This window comes from Streptomyces sp. NPDC015532 (assembly GCF_043078065.1).
In the GTDB taxonomy this organism is placed as follows: domain Bacteria; phylum Actinomycetota; class Actinomycetes; order Streptomycetales; family Streptomycetaceae; genus Streptomyces.
Genome location: NZ_JBIBSY010000009.1, coordinates 234,891 through 248,972, shown reverse-complemented (window position 1 = coordinate 248,972; position 14,082 = coordinate 234,891). Strand labels below are relative to the sequence as shown.

Here is a 14,082-nt window from a genome sequence, read left to right as displayed (position 1 = left end):
TGACGCCGCCCCGGATCGGGAGCGACTTCAAGCCGGACCGGCCCCGCCCGCACCCCGGAACCGGCCCGGCGTCACACCGGGCCGGGCACGGAACTACGCCAGACCGAGCCGCTCCGCCGCCGTCGCCGCGTCCACCGGGACCGTGACCGGCTGGGGAGCGCCCGCGACGGCCCAGTCGGGGTCCTTGAGACCGTTTCCGGTGACGGTGCAGACGATGCGCTGCCCCGGGTCGACCTTGCCCTGCTCGGCGGCCTTCAGCAGACCGGCGACGGACGCGGCGGACGCGGGCTCGACGAAGACGCCCTCCTGTGCCGCCAACAGCCGGTAGGCGCGCAGGATCTCACGGTCCGTCACCTCGTCGATGAGGCCGCCTGATTCATCCCGGGCGGCCAGCGCGAACTGCCACGAGGCCGGGTTGCCGATCCGGATCGCGGTGGCGATGGTCGACGGGTCCTTGACCACCTCGCCGCGCACGATGGGCGCGGAACCGGAGGCCTGGAACCCCCACATGCGCGGGGTCCGTCCGGCGATGCCGTCGGCGGCGTACTCCGTGTACCCCTTCCAGTACGCGGTGATGTTGCCCGCGTTGCCCACCGGAAGGACATGGATGTCGGGCGCGTCGCCGAGCATGTCCACGATCTCGAAGGCGGCGGTCTTCTGGCCCTCGATGCGCACCGGGTTGACCGAATTGACCAGCGCCACCGGGTAGTTGTCGGACAGCGAGCGCGCCAGCGTCAGACAGTCGTCGAAGTTGCCGTCGACCTGGAGGATCTTGGCGCCGTGGATGAGGGCCTGGCCCATCTTGCCGAGCGCGATCTTGCCCTGCGGCACGAGGACGGCGCAGACCATCCCGGCGCGTACGGCGTACGCCGCGGCGCTCGCCGACGTGTTGCCGGTGGAGGCGCAGATGACGGCCTTCGCGCCCTCCTCCTTCGCCCGCGTGATGGCCATGGTCATTCCGCGGTCCTTGAAGGAACCGGTCGGGTTGGCGCCCTCCACCTTGAGGTGGACCTCGCAGCCCGTGCGCTCGGAGAGCACCTGCGCGGGCACGAGCGGCGTACCGCCCTCGCGGAGCGACACGACCGGCGTGCTGTCGGACACCGGAAGCCGGTCCCGGTACTCCTCGATGATTCCGCGCCACTGGTGGGTCATTGCTGGTTACTCTCCTTCAACCCGCATGATGCTGGCGACACCCCGCACGGTGTCGAGGCCGCGCAACGCCTCGACCGTCCCGGCGAGGGACGCGTCGGACGCGCGATGAGTGACGACGACGAGGGAGGCCTCGCCGTCCTTGCCCGACTGACGCACGGTGTCGATGGACACCCCGTGCTCGGCGAAGACCGTGGCGACCTGGGCGAGGACACCGGGCTTGTCGGCCACGTCGAGGCTGATGTGGTACCGCGTGACGACCTCGCCCATGGGCGAGACGGGGAGCTGGGTGTACGCGGAGTCGCCGGGGCCGGTGGCGCCGCCGAGTTTGTTGCGGCAGACGGCCACCAGGTCGCCGAGGACGGCGGACGCGGTCGGGGCACCGCCGGCGCCCGGCCCGTAGAACATGAGCTGACCGGCGGCCTCCGCCTCGACGAACACGGCGTTGTACGCGCCGCGCACTGAGGCGAGGGGGTGGGTCAGCGGAATCATCGCGGGATGCACGCGCGCCGTCACCGAGCCCCCGTCGGCGGCCCGCTCACAGATGGCGAGCAGCTTGATGGTGCAGCCCATCCCCCGCGCCGAGGCGAAGTCGGCGGCGGTGACCTCGGTCATGCCCTCGCGGTAGACGTCGTCGAGGCGCACCCGCGTGTGGAAGGCGATCCCGGCGAGGATGGCGGCCTTGGCGGCGGCGTCGAAGGCCTCGACGTCGGCGGTGGGGTCGGCCTCGGCGTACCCGAGCGCGGTGGCCTCGTCGAGGGCCTCCTGGTAGCCCGCCCCCGTGGAGTCCATCTTGTCGAGGATGAAGTTGGTGGTCCCGTTGACGATGCCCATCACGCGGTTGATCTTGTCGCCGGCGAGGGACTCGCGCAGCGGCCGGATCAGCGGGATGGCACCGGCGACGGCGGCCTCGTAATAGAGGTCCCTGCCGTGCTCGTCGGCCGCCGCGTGCAGGGCGGCACCGTCCTGGGCGAGCAGCGCCTTGTTCGCGGAGACGACGGAGGCGCCGTGCTCGAACGCGGTGGTGATCAGCGTACGGGCGGGCTCGATGCCGCCGATGACCTCGACGACCACGTCGATGTCCCCGCGTTTGACGAGGGCGGTGGCGTCGGTGGTGACGAGACCGGCGTCGATGCCCTCGCGCACCCGGGAGGGCCGGCGGACGGCCACGCCCGCCAGCTCGACGGGGGCTCCGATCCTGGCCGCGAGGTCGTCGGCGTGCGTCGTCATGATGCGCGCCACCTCTGAGCCGACAACCCCGCAGCCCAGCAGCGCCACCTTCAGCGGACGCGTACGCATCATCCGACCTCGTTTCCTCATACCGTCTTCGGTTGGACCAGTCTCACTCACCGGACGGGAGTTTCTACCCTTCGTCCGGATCGTGAGACGTCCATTTCATTTTTCTGGCAGGCGACGACAGGAGATCTTCCGCCCCGGTCCCCACCCTGCCGTACCGGTCCATCCGACCACCTGAAGTCACCCCCTGTCACTTGACGTCACCCTGCATCAACCGGGGACCGCACCGTCGTACTCCCCGCTCCTCCACTCACCCGACGTCGAGACGCAGGAGGTCCTCCTCCGTCTCACGGCGGACGATCACCCGCGCCGCGCCGTCCTTCACGGCGACGACCGGCGGGCGGAGGGCGTGGTTGTAGTTGCTGGCCATGGACCGGCAGTACGCGCCGGTGGCCGGCACGGCGATCAGGTCGCCCGGCGCGAGGTCGGCCGGCAGGAAGGCGTCCTTGACCACGATGTCCCCGCTCTCGCAGTGCTTGCCGACGACGCGTACGAGCATCGGCTCCGCGTCCGAGGTGCGCGAGACGAGGGCGACGCTGTACTCGGCGTCGTACAGCGCGGTCCGGATGTTGTCGGACATGCCGCCGTCGACGGAGACGTACGTCCGCAGCCCGTCGAGCGGCTTGACCGTGCCGACCTCGTACAGGGTGAAGGCGGTCGGCCCGACGATGGCCCGCCCGGGCTCGACGGAGATGCGCGGCGTGCGCAGCCTCGCGGCCTCGCACTCACGCGTCACGATCTCGCTCAGCGCCTTGGCGATCTCGTGCGGCTCGCGCGGGTCGTCGTCGCTGGTGTACGCGATGCCGAGACCGCCGCCGAGGTCGATCTCGGGCAGCTCGACGCCGTGCTCGTCGCGCACGGCGGCCAGCAGCGCCACGACCCGTCGGGCGGCGACCTCGAAGCCGGCCATGTCGAAGATCTGCGAGCCGATGTGCGAGTGGATCCCGACGAGTTCGAGCGCGTCGAGCGCCAGCGCCCGCCGCACGGCCTCGGCGGCCTGCCCGTCGGCGAGCGCGATCCCGAACTTCTGGTCCTCGTGCGCCGTGGCGATGAACTCGTGCGTGTGCGCTTCCACGCCCACGGTCACCCGGATCTGCACCCGCTGCCGCCGGCCCAGGGACTGGGCGATGTGGGCGACCCGCACGATCTCCTGGAAGGAGTCGAGCACGATCCGCCCGACACCGGCCTCGATGGCCGTACGGATCTCGTGCCCGGACTTGTTGTTGCCGTGGAAGGCGATGCGGTCGGCGGGCATCCCGGCGGACAGGGCCGTCGCCAGCTCACCGCCGGAACACACGTCCAGGTTGAGCCCCTCCTCGTGCAGCCACCGGACGACGGCGCGCGAGAGGAAGGCCTTGCCCGCGTAGAAGACATCGGCGTCGTGCCCGAACGCGGTGCGCCAGGCACGCGCCCGCTCGCGGAAGTCGCTCTCGTCGAGGAAGTACGCCGGAGTGCCGAACTCCTCGGCCAGCGCGGTGACTTCGAGCCCGCCGACGGTCACGACCCCGTCCTCCGTACGACTCACGGTGTGCGACCACACCTTCGGGTCGAGGGCGTTGAGGTCGGCGGCCGGGGCGCTGTAGTGGCCCTCGGTGAGGACGTCGGCGTGACGGGGCCCGGCGGGGTGTGCGGAACGGCTCATGTCTGTAGGGCTTTCTGCTGTGTCATCTGCTGAGTCAGAGATGTTCGGGAGCGCTGATGCCGAGCAGGGACAGGCCGCCGGCCAGCACCGTCCCGGCGGCTTCGGCGAGCGCGAGCCGGGCGCGGTGGGCGGCCGAGGGTTTCTCGTCGCCGAGCGGCAGCACAAGGTGCTGAAAACCGAGAACGCCATCGGCGATCACGACAAGCTGCCGCGCCAGCCGATCAGGCCCCCGATCCCGCGCGGCAAGCCGCAGGGCATGCGGATACCCGGCCAGGGCGAGGAGGAGATCGGCTTCGGCGGGGGTGGGTTCGGGGAGGGGACCGGCTTCGGCGGGCGTGGGTCTGACGAGGGGATCAGCCTCGGCCGGGGTGGAGCCGGGGAGGAGATCGGCTCCGGCGGACGTGGACCCGGGGAGGAGATCGGCTTCGGCCGGGGCGGACCCGACGAAGGGACCGGCCTCGGCCGGGGTGGAGCCGGGGAGGAGATCGGCTCCGGCGGGCGTGGGCCCGAGGAGGGGATCGGCTTCGGCCGGGGCGGACCCGACGAAGGGACCGGCCTCGGCCGGGGTGGAGCCGGGGAGGAGATCGGCTCCGGCGGACGTGGGTCCGAGGAAGGGATCGGCTCCGGCCGAGCTGGACCCGGGGAGGGTGGAGCCGGCTGTCCGGAGCGGGACACCCGCACGACGGGCGTCACCGGGGCCACCCGTATGTACGTCCGCACCAGCCGGAACGTCGGAACGGCCCGCGGGGCGTACGTCCCGGAAGGGGGCGCGGGTGTAGCCGAGGGCGGCGGCGTTGCGGCGCAGGGCCCGGGTGCGGGCGTGGGCGTAACGGACGCGGAAGAGAGGGTTGCTCTCGCGCTGGACGAGATGGTCGGCGCTGATCCGGGGCCGGTCGTGCGGCGCGGGGTGGAGCAGCGCCCAGCGAGCGGCGTCGTGGCCGAGGGGGGCGGGGTCCTCGGGCGCGGGCACCGGCCGGAGGTTCACCGGTTCGAGGTGGCGGACCTCGACACGTCCGCCCTGGGTGGCGACGATCCGTACGAGGGTGTCGGCGACGATCTCGGCCCGGGTGTCGTAGGGCACGCGCAACTCGACGACCTGTCCGGCGAGGGTGTCGCCGTACCCGTACCGCGTCCCCTGCTCCAGAACCACCTCCACCAGGTCGGCGAGGGCACCACCCGCGAGGGTGATGTTGAGGAAACCGGGTCCGGTGACGGTCACGTCGGCGACAGCGGGATCACGCGCGATGTACGGCCGCAGGATCTCGGCGACCTCGGGGGCCGGCCGCCCGGCCGGACCGGCGAGCCGCAACGCGACGTTCGTCGCGTAGTCCCCGCACCCACCCGGCCCCGGCGGGGTGACCACCGCACTCGCGGGCACGGCGACGCTCAGTTCCCCCACGTCGACAGCACAACGCACCGCGCGCAGCACGGTCCGGGAGAGCTCGACGGGAGTCACGGCACAAGCCTAGGGGAGGAGGGGGGTGGGAATGCGAGCCGGTTTGGCCGATGGTCCGGGATGTGGACGGGGAGGGAGAGAGGCCGTCGGCGGGGAGGGGGTGCCGAGGGGAGTCACCGAGGGGGTGGGGCGGTGGACGGGGGTGCGGTTGCTGGGGGTGCTGACGCTGGGCCGGAACGGGGGTCGGCGGGTCGGCGGGTCGGCAGGGGCCGGCTTCGCCGTCGCCGGCGTGCGGAGGTGCTGGACCGGGGGCGCGGCACCGCCAGCACCGAGGCCAGACACGCGGGGTCTCGCCGACGTGGCCGGGTCGGGTCGGGTCGGGTCGGGTCGGGGAAGCCTCCGCCGAGGTCGGGGAGGTGAGTCTCGCGGACGAGGCCGGGGGGTGAGTCTCGCCGACGAGGCCGGACGCGGAATCGCCGACGTCGAGGCCAACCGGAGCCGGATCGGTGCAACTGAGCCGGGTTCGCACACGTGGCCCGAGCAGGTGAGGGGCGAGCCCTGGACGGAGACGAGCGCGCACGAGACGCGCGCGAGAGGACGGCGCGGGAGACACGCACGCACCCCGGCGATCGATCGACGGCGGACCGGCGTACTCAGATGACGACCGGAGCAGGTGCACACCCAGGCACACAACACACAGCCTGTCGTCCGACCAGCGAAGAAGCCCCCGCTGCCCCAGCCCGGGAGCCCAGCCCACAGGACGCCCGACATCCAACACGGCTCTACCGCGCCCCTACGCCCCTATACCCCCATGCCCGCGCACTCTCGCACCTCGCACCCACCCCGACACCCACACACCCACACACCGACACGCCTCAATGACCACTGCGCCCGGCGCGCTCGGTCTCCTCGACGGTGGCGTCCGCGGCACCGCCCACGTCACGCCGCTCCATCAACTGCTTGACAAGGTCCACGAGTTCGGACGGCTCGAAAGGCTTGGCGAGAAAGGCGTCGACACCGACGTCGAGCCCGCTCTCGACCTCGTACTGCGTACAGGCGCTGACGATGGCGAGGGGCAGATTCCGGGTCCGGGGGTCGGCACGCAGCCGAGCCGCGGTACGCAGACCGTCGAGCCGGGGCATCACGACGTCGAGGGTGACGACATCGGGCCGAACCTGATGGACGACGTCCAGGCACTCGGCACCGTCAGCCGCGGTCACGACCTCGAGACCCTCCAGCTCGAGATTGACCCTGATCAGCTGCCGGATGACCTTGTTGTCGTCCACAACAAGCACCCGACCGGAAGCGCCTGGCACAACTCGAGAGTAGGTCCGCGCCCACCGCCGCGTCCGGGTTTTCCCCACTTCCACCCCGTGCGGCCCCCACCACCCCCCACAGCCCCACCCGAGCCACCCACCACACCCGTCCAGTGCTCCTCCCCCACTCCCGCAACACCACCCGACCCGGACCAAAACACGTGGCGATCACCCCTGAAAGAGCTGGTAGGGTTCTACCCGTCGCCGCACAAAGCGCCCGACACGCCCCCGTAGCTCAGGGGATAGAGCAACGGCCTCCGGAGCCGTGTGCGCAGGTTCGAATCCTGCCGGGGGCACTCCAGCCCGGACAGCGTGATCAAACCGCTGACCTGCTGAAGTGCCGAAGACAAAGGGCCGGACTCAGTCTCACTGAGTCCGGCCCTTTGTCGTTGTCTGTTACTGATCGCGAGTGAGTGGCGAGTGGAGGCTGATGGCGCCGGCGACCCACTGAGCTTCTTCAGCGTTGCCGCTCAGGGTGAGGATGGCCTTGGCGATTGACGTCATTCGATTCGGGCTGCACCGGGACCTGCGGAAGATGCGCCAGGACTTCAGGCGGGCGACGCCGCGCTCGACCGGCGCCCGCGCCGAGGCCAGGGCACGGTTGAGGGTCGTCTCGGTGAGGGTGAGTTCCTGCAGGGGCTTGCGTTTGATGCCGGTGGTCAGCCACGGGCCGCCGCCCTGGTAGGCGAGATCGGCCAGGACGGGAACGCCCTGGCGCTCGCAGATACGGATGATCCGGTGGGTGCGGGCCGCGGTTAGGTAGTGAGTCCGGCCCGGCAGAGCGGGTGAGAGCCATAGCAGCCGGCCGTCGGGGTCGGTGACGACCTGCACGTTCACGCCGTGGCGCCGGTGTTTGTGGGAATAGTCGGCCCGTCCGTCGCCGACCCGGTCGCACTTGGCGAGGGTGCCGTCCAGCAGGACGAAGTCGGCCATGGTCTCGCGCAGGACCTTCAGCAGACCCGGTGCCCGGCCGGCGAGCAGGTCGATGACCTGGCTGGTGTAGGCGTGGGCGGTGGACTCGCTGATCCCGAACACGGCGGCGATCTTTACCAGGGTGGTGTGTTCGCGCAGGTACACCAGTGCCACCATCGCGCGTTGGGACGGGTGGAGCTTGCAGCGGCGGTCGCCCTCACGAGTGACGATCAGCATCGTCACCCACTCCACGAGCGCATGCGGCAGGTCGAGTGCGGCAGGATGGATGACCAACGAGGCCCCCGAGCAACGTGATTGAGACGTCAGACATCTCGATCAACAGCCCGGGGGCCTCGCTCGTTGCGCTTCACCGGCCATCACCTGATCGGTGGCCAATTCGAAGAAGTTCACTGAAAAGGCAAGGGGCCCCTGGACGGTTCGCGGCCAGAACGGGGGCCCTGCGCCCCGTGGCGTCGCAGCCGCTTTCACCATCGCTCGTGCGCTGCGGTCGCGCGTGTCTAGGATGTCCGATCTTCCGGGGAGTGCCTTCGTACACGGCCCTGAGCAGCCCCACCGGTTAGCTTGCTGACCAAGAGACCGCCGATGCCCCAGTCGAGACATAGAAGCGTGGCGGCAACTTCGTGTCTTCATCGGTACGGGCCGAAGTGATCTGCGCGGGAACCAGAGATTTTGCGGTCGACAAGTCGCTGGCCCTCAGGTCGGCCTTTGTCAGCGTCGCCTCGCGCAGGCTGACCTCTGTGAGTTTCGCCCCGCTAAGCCTCGCCTCTGTGAGCGACGCCGAGCCTAGGTTGGCACTAGTGAGGGTCGCCCCGGTCAGGTCGGCCTCTGTGAGTGTCGCGCCGAACAGGTTGGCACCTGTGAGCGTCGCGGCGGTCAGGTCGGCATTTGTGAGCGTCGCCCTGAACAGGGTTGCCCCTGTGAGTTTTGCCCCGACAAGGTAGGCCCTGCTGAATTGAGCCTCGACAAGCTGGGCCCCTGTCAGCGACGCTGAGTGCAGGTTGGCCCTGGTGAGCGTCGCCTTGCTGAGGTCGGCATCTGTGAGCGTCGCCCCCATCAGGTCGGCATCCGTGAGATCAGCACCATGGAGTCGTGCGCCGGCAAGGTGAAGGCCTCGAAGATCGAGCCGTTCACGGGGGTCGATATGGGTGCGGGATTCAGTGCGGGTGAGGGCCGTAAGGGCTGCTTGTACATCGGCCTCCGGTTCAGTCGGCAGCGGGTTGCTGCTGGCCTCAGCTGCGGCGGGCTGGGTTTCGGCTTTGGGGGCTCGATGGCGAACGAAGTGGCCAAGGACTCGAGCGGCGTCCGTGGCGGCTTGTTCGGGTGCGTCCTGAACGATCTGTTCGAGAGCGAGGACGCCGCCAATGCGTACGTAGATTTCGGGTGAGCCGAGCCGTTCGAGAGCCTTGGTGAAGCGGTCAGTGATCTGTCCCCGCCGGGTCAGGCGGTAGGTGCGGGCGGTGTAGAGCAGAGCAACGCCAGCGCCCAGGGCAGCGGTGAACGCGACCACCGCGGTCCGGATGCCCGTTACCAGAGCCGCTGATCCCTTTCTCAACTCGCCCTCGTCGAGGTGACCTGCATCGATGACATAGGGACCGCGCCAGATTACGTAGGGCAAGCCGACCAGCAGAAGTGCCGCGCCCGCCGTGATCAGCGCGATGGTGCCCCAGCGTCGGGCGCGGGCCTTTCGTTGGGCTCGTCTACGGCGTCGCAGTGACGCGGTCATCTCGTCCCGAAAAAGCTTGGAGACGCGCAACGCTTCCCTGTCAAACGCGAGGATCCGTCGGTACTTCCGCACATGTTGTTGGGCCGGCCGCAGACGTTGGGGTGTTCTCACAACACGTACATGCCGGTCTGGGCCAGTTCGGTTGCAGCAAGTCTCGTGCCGCGCCGGCGCAGAAGCGTCTCCAACAGGGTGCCCACTGCGCGAACTGGGATGGGTGACCATGCTGGTCGTCACCCGTGAGGGCGAGCGGCGCTGCAAGCTCCGCCCGTCTCAGCGTGCGATGGTGGCACTGGTGTACCTGCGCGAACACTCCACCCTCGCGAAGGTCGCTGCCGGGTTCGGGATCAGCGAGTCCACCGCCCACGCCTACACCAGCCGGGTCATCAACCTGCTTGCCGACCGTGCGCCGGGTCTGTTGAAGGTCCTGTGCGAGACCGACCCCGACTTCGTCCTGCTGGACGGCACCCTCGCCGAGTGCGACCGGGTCGGCGACGGACGCGCCGACTACTCCCACAAGCACCGCCAGCACGGCGTGAACGTGCAGCTGCTCACCGATTCGGACGGCCGGCTGCTGTGGCTGTCGCCCGCGTTGCCGGGCCGAACCCACGACCTGACCGCGGCCCGTACCCACCGGATCATCCGCATCTGCGAGCGTCAGGGCGTCCCCGTCGTGGCCGATCTCGCCTACCAGGGCGGCGGTCCCTGGGCGACCACGGGCATCAAACGCAGGCCCCTGCAGGAACTCACCCTCACCGAGACGACCCTCAACCGTGCCCTGGCCTCGGCGCGGGCGCCGGTCGAGCGCGGCGTCGCTCGCCTGAAGTCCTGGCGGATCTTCCGCAGGTCCCGGTGCAGCCCGAATCGAATGACGTCAATCGCCAAGGCCATCCTCACCCTGGAGCGGCAACGCTGAAGAAGCTCACTGCTTGCCCCCCCCCGCTTCCGCCCAGGCAACGCGGGGCGCACGACCCGCGATCGAACGACGGGGAGTCACTGCGTCAGACGCCAACGTGCGGCACACTGTGGTCCGATCCACACAGAAGCGTCACACCACGGGACCCGAATGCTCTTCTCGAAATGACTGACCAGATCACAGATCAGTTTGAGGCCTTCCTCCAGCGCATCACACTTTCAGACGGCGAGAAACTCAATGCCCTAGAGCAGGGACAGCGCCTCTCGCGAAGAATCGAGCAACGACCCGAAGTGCGAGAGTGTCTCATCACGGGCTCGATGGTCAGATCTACAGCCATTCGAAAATTCTCGGATGTCGACATCGTAGCTGTCATCGAACCCAATGATCAACTTGTCCGGTCAGAACCCGCAACATTGGTCTCCACTGTCGCGCAAATGCTGCGAGAGATGGAGTCTGACGTACAGGTATCCGAGAACGCCGTCCGCGTCACGTATATAGACGATAGAGCGGTCGATGTGCTCGCTTCAATCCATCTCGGAATAAACAGCGAGGGTGATCACGAGTACCGAATTCCAACCGCTCACCGGGAGGGATGGGAAGTATATGCACCCGAAGCACAGAACAGAAGAATCCGAGAGGCTACCGCACTGCTGGGAGAGGATTTTAAGAGGCTGATCCGTCTGTGTAAGTGGTGGAACAAGACGCACGGTCAGCCAATTTCTTCTCACGAGATCGAACTTTTCGCCTACGAAACATTCCATCAGGCAATTCCAGAGCTCCCATTGGCAGTCGTCCATTTTTCCGATTTCTGCAGACGCCATATCGACGGAAGCCCGCTGACCCAGGCGAGACTCCTGGAGTTCAACAGACTAGCCCAAGATGCCTACACGAAGCAGACTTCGGGCGATATCCAGAAATCAAGCGAGCTATGGGGGAGGGTGTTCGGTGACGAATTCACAGCTGTCATCGCTTGAGGTGATCGGCCTGGCAGATGACCAGCTCGCCAAGGCGAATAAGTACTACAAGTGGAGTCGCAGGCTACCTATTGCCACTTTCATCTTGAGCATAGTTTCGATCTTTATCTCCAACCCGTACACTTACATCCCTGCAGCCCTGGCCCTTGCCGTGCAGGTCAGTTCTTGGCTGGCACGGGACAAGGCCAGCAGTCTCCACAGTGCCGGTGAAGAAGGGAGGACGCACGGACTCTCCCTAAATGCACTAGGGACCCCAGAGGAACGACTTGAACTTAACAAGTGGCTCAGTCGCGTCACGCCCAGAGTCCCCAGTCAGACAACAGACCCAGCCGCATCAGACTACTATGCGAGCAATTCCCCCATTGGCTTGCGGCGGCTCTGCGACAATCTGCAAGAAAATTCCTTCTGGAACGCACATCAATACCAGAAGACAGCAACTCATTATATCCGACTTCTATGGATATTTGCCGGGGCGACAATCGCCGTAACACTTGCGGCGATCCCGCTCACTTCCGGAGATGGCAATCTCGTTCTCGCGCGGATCCTTGTCGCCCTTCTGGCATCCGGTGCAGCTCTGACTCAACTCAGCGAAGTTCGGTCCTGGAAATCTGCTGAGGCCAAGAGTGAACGCCTTGACATCCGTCTCGACGCGCTAGCTTCTTTCTCTGAGGATGAGCTGAGAGAGAAGAAGCTCGGGACAATCCTTGCCATCTTCGGCGACTATCGAGTCACCACGGCCAGTGCACCCCCCATTCCCAAGTGGATGTACCTGCGTGAAAAAGATCGCCTAAATGACCTCTGGGCTAGACGCTCAGACGCCTCGTAGCGGAGGATTAAGAAGAGGGCGACCACTCAAGAAAATTATAACTCTCAGATGGTCGCCGATCTCCAATATGTTTACATCCGCTAGGTCCACCCCATAGCTCTTTCAATCTTCGCGTTGTTGACTTCTTCATGGCCGTCGATGCAGCCCTCGTAACGGCGGTGAATAACCTCAGGCGAGTTACCCGCTCGTCGGGCCACTTCTGCGACGGGAACGCCCGCGTTCAGCCAGTTCGTAATGCATGTGTGCCGCAGGTCGTACGGACGATGGGCGAGCGGGGACTCCGCCTTGTCTGGCGGAAGGGCGATCGGCCGGGCTTCCTGCCAGACCCTCCAGTAGCTGGACGTCCCGAGTACAGCGCCGCGCTCGTTGGCGAAGAGCCGGCCGTCCTTCGCCGTACCGAACTCCGCTATGTGCGCGCGAAGCATAGCGACGAGCGTCGGAGGGATCGGGACGGGGCGGTCCGCCTTGGGCTCCCGGGACTTGAGCCCGCGCTTGTCATGGCGTTGCCCCGAGTCCGTCCATCGCTTACCGGACACCGGCCGGGTCTCCTTGAGCGTGAGCGTCCCCCACCCCTTCTCAGGGAGGTAGCAGTCCTTCTTCCTGAGCCCTACCGCCTCGGCCGGCCGCATCGCCGCGTATATCTGGCAGGCGAAGAACGCAACAAGTCGGCGCCCGCGGTTCCGGTGGACGGAGCCCACGTAGGAGATCGCCGTGAGGAGCTGTTCCCCCTGGACGGCATTGACCAGAACCCGGGGGTCCACCACGTCACCCTTGGTGGCCCCCGCACGCTTCACCCCCGCGAGCGGGTTCTCATCCAGGTACCCGCACTCAATGGCGTATTCCATCGCCGTGTTGAAGCCTCGGCGGCGGCGTTTATACGTCTCTGCCGCCGCAGGCGTGTCGTCGAGCTTGAACGAGAGTCGGTATTGAATGTCTCGCGCCACTCTCGGATCTGTGAGGGTCGACAGCGGAAGCGAGCGGGTCGCGAGCCAGTTGCAGGCTGCCTGCAGCTCGGGCGGCGGCTCTTCTCCGTTGTGTGCCGGTACAACAGCCCAGCGCACTGCCAACCTTGTCTCTTCTGGCGTCGGCGCCTTCGCTCCGTCGCCTCTCATGGCGAGCGCCGCAGTGGCAAGGCTGTCCGCGAGACCTTCGCGGGTCTTTGCAGCCGTGGTACGCCAGCGGATCGCCATGTACTCGCGGCTGAAGTCCCACCACGTCGGATCGGGCCTGATGTTCTTCTTGGCTATGGCAGCGCGGAGTTCGGACTCTGGCAACCCCGTGTCGACATCGAATGCCTCACCTCTGCGCATCGCCTGCCACAGCTCGGAGCGGCGGCTTTCCGCAAGAGCAACGGTGCTGAAGCTGGCCGTCTTGACCTTGCCCGCGATGATCCAACGAAGCTGGTAGGGAGCCCTCTTGCTCCGTACTTGATTGATCTTCCATACCCGGACGTCCGTGGACAGATTCGGTTCCGCGTCCGCAGGCGGGCGCCCGCTCTCGCGGACGCCCTTCGAGTTGTCCCGGTAGGTCACGCGGCTTCCTCCATCGTCTCGATCCAGCGCTCCAGTTCCGACCGTCGGATGCGCACCGAGCCGTTGGGGAGCTTGATGGCCTTCGGGCCTTTCCTGAGCTGTCGCCAGCGGTAGAAAGTCGCTCGGGGCACACCTATCTCTTCGATGACCTCTGAGATGGACAACAGTTCGTCTTTCGCCAGGCAGCGCTGACGGGTTGGGGTGGTCATTCAGCTTTCTCCTCGGGGCGAGAAGACCGGGGGCGCGGGTCAGACGAGTTGGCGTCACATTGCTGTGGACCGCGGACCATCGCGGACCACCCTCCTTGACCTGCGGTTTTGTGGGGGTGGCGGGCGGGCCCAACCCGGCCCCCCGGGTCGCGCGTGGGGGGGCACAACCGGGG

General features: G+C 67.4%; 11 protein-coding genes, 1 tRNA gene and 1 pseudogene. 4 read left to right on the top strand and 9 right to left on the bottom strand.

Annotation, left to right across the window (positions count from 1 at the left end; all coding sequences use genetic code 11):
• Positions 1-93 precede the first annotated feature (93 nt).
• From thrC to ACF07B_RS26165, 5 genes are all read right to left on the bottom strand, one after another.
• Positions 94-1,152, bottom strand: coding sequence for a threonine synthase (gene thrC / locus ACF07B_RS26185; protein WP_326785500.1), 1,059 nt, complete (start codon positions 1,150-1,152; stop codon positions 94-96).
• Between the two features lie 6 nt (positions 1,153-1,158).
• Positions 1,159-2,451, bottom strand: coding sequence for a homoserine dehydrogenase (locus ACF07B_RS26180; protein WP_362398697.1), 1,293 nt, complete (start codon positions 2,449-2,451; stop codon positions 1,159-1,161).
• 244 nt (positions 2,452-2,695) lie between these two features.
• Positions 2,696-4,087, bottom strand: a complete 1,392-nt coding sequence (lysA, locus tag ACF07B_RS26175) for a diaminopimelate decarboxylase (protein WP_384233194.1) — start codon at positions 4,085-4,087, stop codon at positions 2,696-2,698.
• A 34-nt stretch (positions 4,088-4,121) separates the two neighbouring features.
• A complete protein-coding gene (nrtL, locus tag ACF07B_RS26170; protein ID WP_392180739.1) occupies positions 4,122-5,543 on the bottom strand; it encodes an ArgS-related anticodon-binding protein NrtL in 1,422 nt (473 codons plus the stop codon).
• Between the two features lie 815 nt (positions 5,544-6,358).
• Positions 6,359-6,847, bottom strand: coding sequence for a response regulator (locus tag ACF07B_RS26165; RefSeq protein ID WP_392180738.1), 489 nt, complete (start codon positions 6,845-6,847; stop codon positions 6,359-6,361).
• Between the two features lie 176 nt (positions 6,848-7,023).
• Here ACF07B_RS26165 and ACF07B_RS26160 point away from each other — a divergent pair.
• Positions 7,024-7,095: transfer RNA gene (locus tag ACF07B_RS26160), tRNA-Arg, on the top strand.
• Between the two features lie 175 nt (positions 7,096-7,270).
• On the opposite strand, the pseudogene ACF07B_RS26155 reads toward ACF07B_RS26160, so the two are convergent.
• Both ACF07B_RS26155 and ACF07B_RS26150 read right to left on the bottom strand, forming a co-directional pair.
• Positions 7,271-8,005, bottom strand: a pseudogene (locus ACF07B_RS26155) (transposase family protein); the annotation flags it as partial.
• 283 nt (positions 8,006-8,288) lie between these two features.
• Positions 8,289-9,455, bottom strand: a complete 1,167-nt coding sequence (locus ACF07B_RS26150; RefSeq protein WP_392180737.1) for a pentapeptide repeat-containing protein — start codon at positions 9,453-9,455, stop codon at positions 8,289-8,291.
• Between the two features lie 220 nt (positions 9,456-9,675).
• Between ACF07B_RS26150 and ACF07B_RS26145 the strand changes: the two genes are divergently transcribed.
• From ACF07B_RS26145 to ACF07B_RS26135, 3 genes are all read left to right on the top strand, one after another.
• Entirely contained in the window at positions 9,676-10,368 is a 693-nt protein-coding gene (locus ACF07B_RS26145) for a transposase family protein (RefSeq protein WP_392180736.1), read from the top strand.
• A 164-nt stretch (positions 10,369-10,532) separates the two neighbouring features.
• A complete protein-coding gene (locus ACF07B_RS26140; RefSeq protein ID WP_392180735.1) occupies positions 10,533-11,342 on the top strand; it encodes a hypothetical protein in 810 nt (269 codons plus the stop codon).
• A complete protein-coding gene (locus ACF07B_RS26135; protein ID WP_392180734.1) occupies positions 11,314-12,168 on the top strand; it encodes a hypothetical protein in 855 nt (284 codons plus the stop codon). The genes ACF07B_RS26140 and ACF07B_RS26135 overlap by 29 nt, the downstream gene beginning before the upstream one ends.
• Before the next feature lie 80 nt (positions 12,169-12,248).
• On the opposite strand, the gene ACF07B_RS26130 is transcribed toward ACF07B_RS26135, so the two are convergent.
• Together ACF07B_RS26130 and ACF07B_RS26125 are read right to left on the bottom strand one after the other, a co-directional pair.
• On the bottom strand, positions 12,249-13,700 hold the full coding sequence (locus tag ACF07B_RS26130; protein ID WP_392180733.1) for a tyrosine-type recombinase/integrase: 1,452 nt from the start codon (positions 13,698-13,700) through the stop codon (positions 12,249-12,251).
• On the bottom strand, positions 13,697-13,909 hold the full coding sequence (locus ACF07B_RS26125; RefSeq protein ID WP_392180732.1) for a helix-turn-helix transcriptional regulator: 213 nt from the start codon (positions 13,907-13,909) through the stop codon (positions 13,697-13,699). Before ACF07B_RS26125 ends, ACF07B_RS26130 begins: the two co-directional genes overlap by 4 nt.
• Positions 13,910-14,082 lie beyond the last annotated feature (173 nt).

What these genes read in the sequence shown, in the direction of transcription:
- thrC (WP_326785500.1), bottom strand. Translation starts at nt 1,152, where the DNA reads ATGACCCACCAGTGGCGCGGAATCATCGAGGAGTACCGGGACCGGCTT.
- ACF07B_RS26180 (WP_362398697.1), bottom strand. Translation starts at nt 2,451, where the DNA reads ATGATGCGTACGCGTCCGCTGAAGGTGGCGCTGCTGGGCTGCGGGGTT.
- lysA (WP_384233194.1), bottom strand. Translation starts at nt 4,087, where the DNA reads ATGAGCCGTTCCGCACACCCCGCCGGGCCCCGTCACGCCGACGTCCTC.
- ACF07B_RS26150 (WP_392180737.1), bottom strand. Translation starts at nt 9,455, where the DNA reads ATGACCGCGTCACTGCGACGCCGTAGACGAGCCCAACGAAAGGCCCGC.
- ACF07B_RS26145 (WP_392180736.1), top strand. Translation starts at nt 9,676, where the DNA reads ATGCTGGTCGTCACCCGTGAGGGCGAGCGGCGCTGCAAGCTCCGCCCG.
- ACF07B_RS26140 (WP_392180735.1), top strand. Translation starts at nt 10,533, where the DNA reads ATGACTGACCAGATCACAGATCAGTTTGAGGCCTTCCTCCAGCGCATC.
- ACF07B_RS26125 (WP_392180732.1), bottom strand. Translation starts at nt 13,909, where the DNA reads ATGACCACCCCAACCCGTCAGCGCTGCCTGGCGAAAGACGAACTGTTG.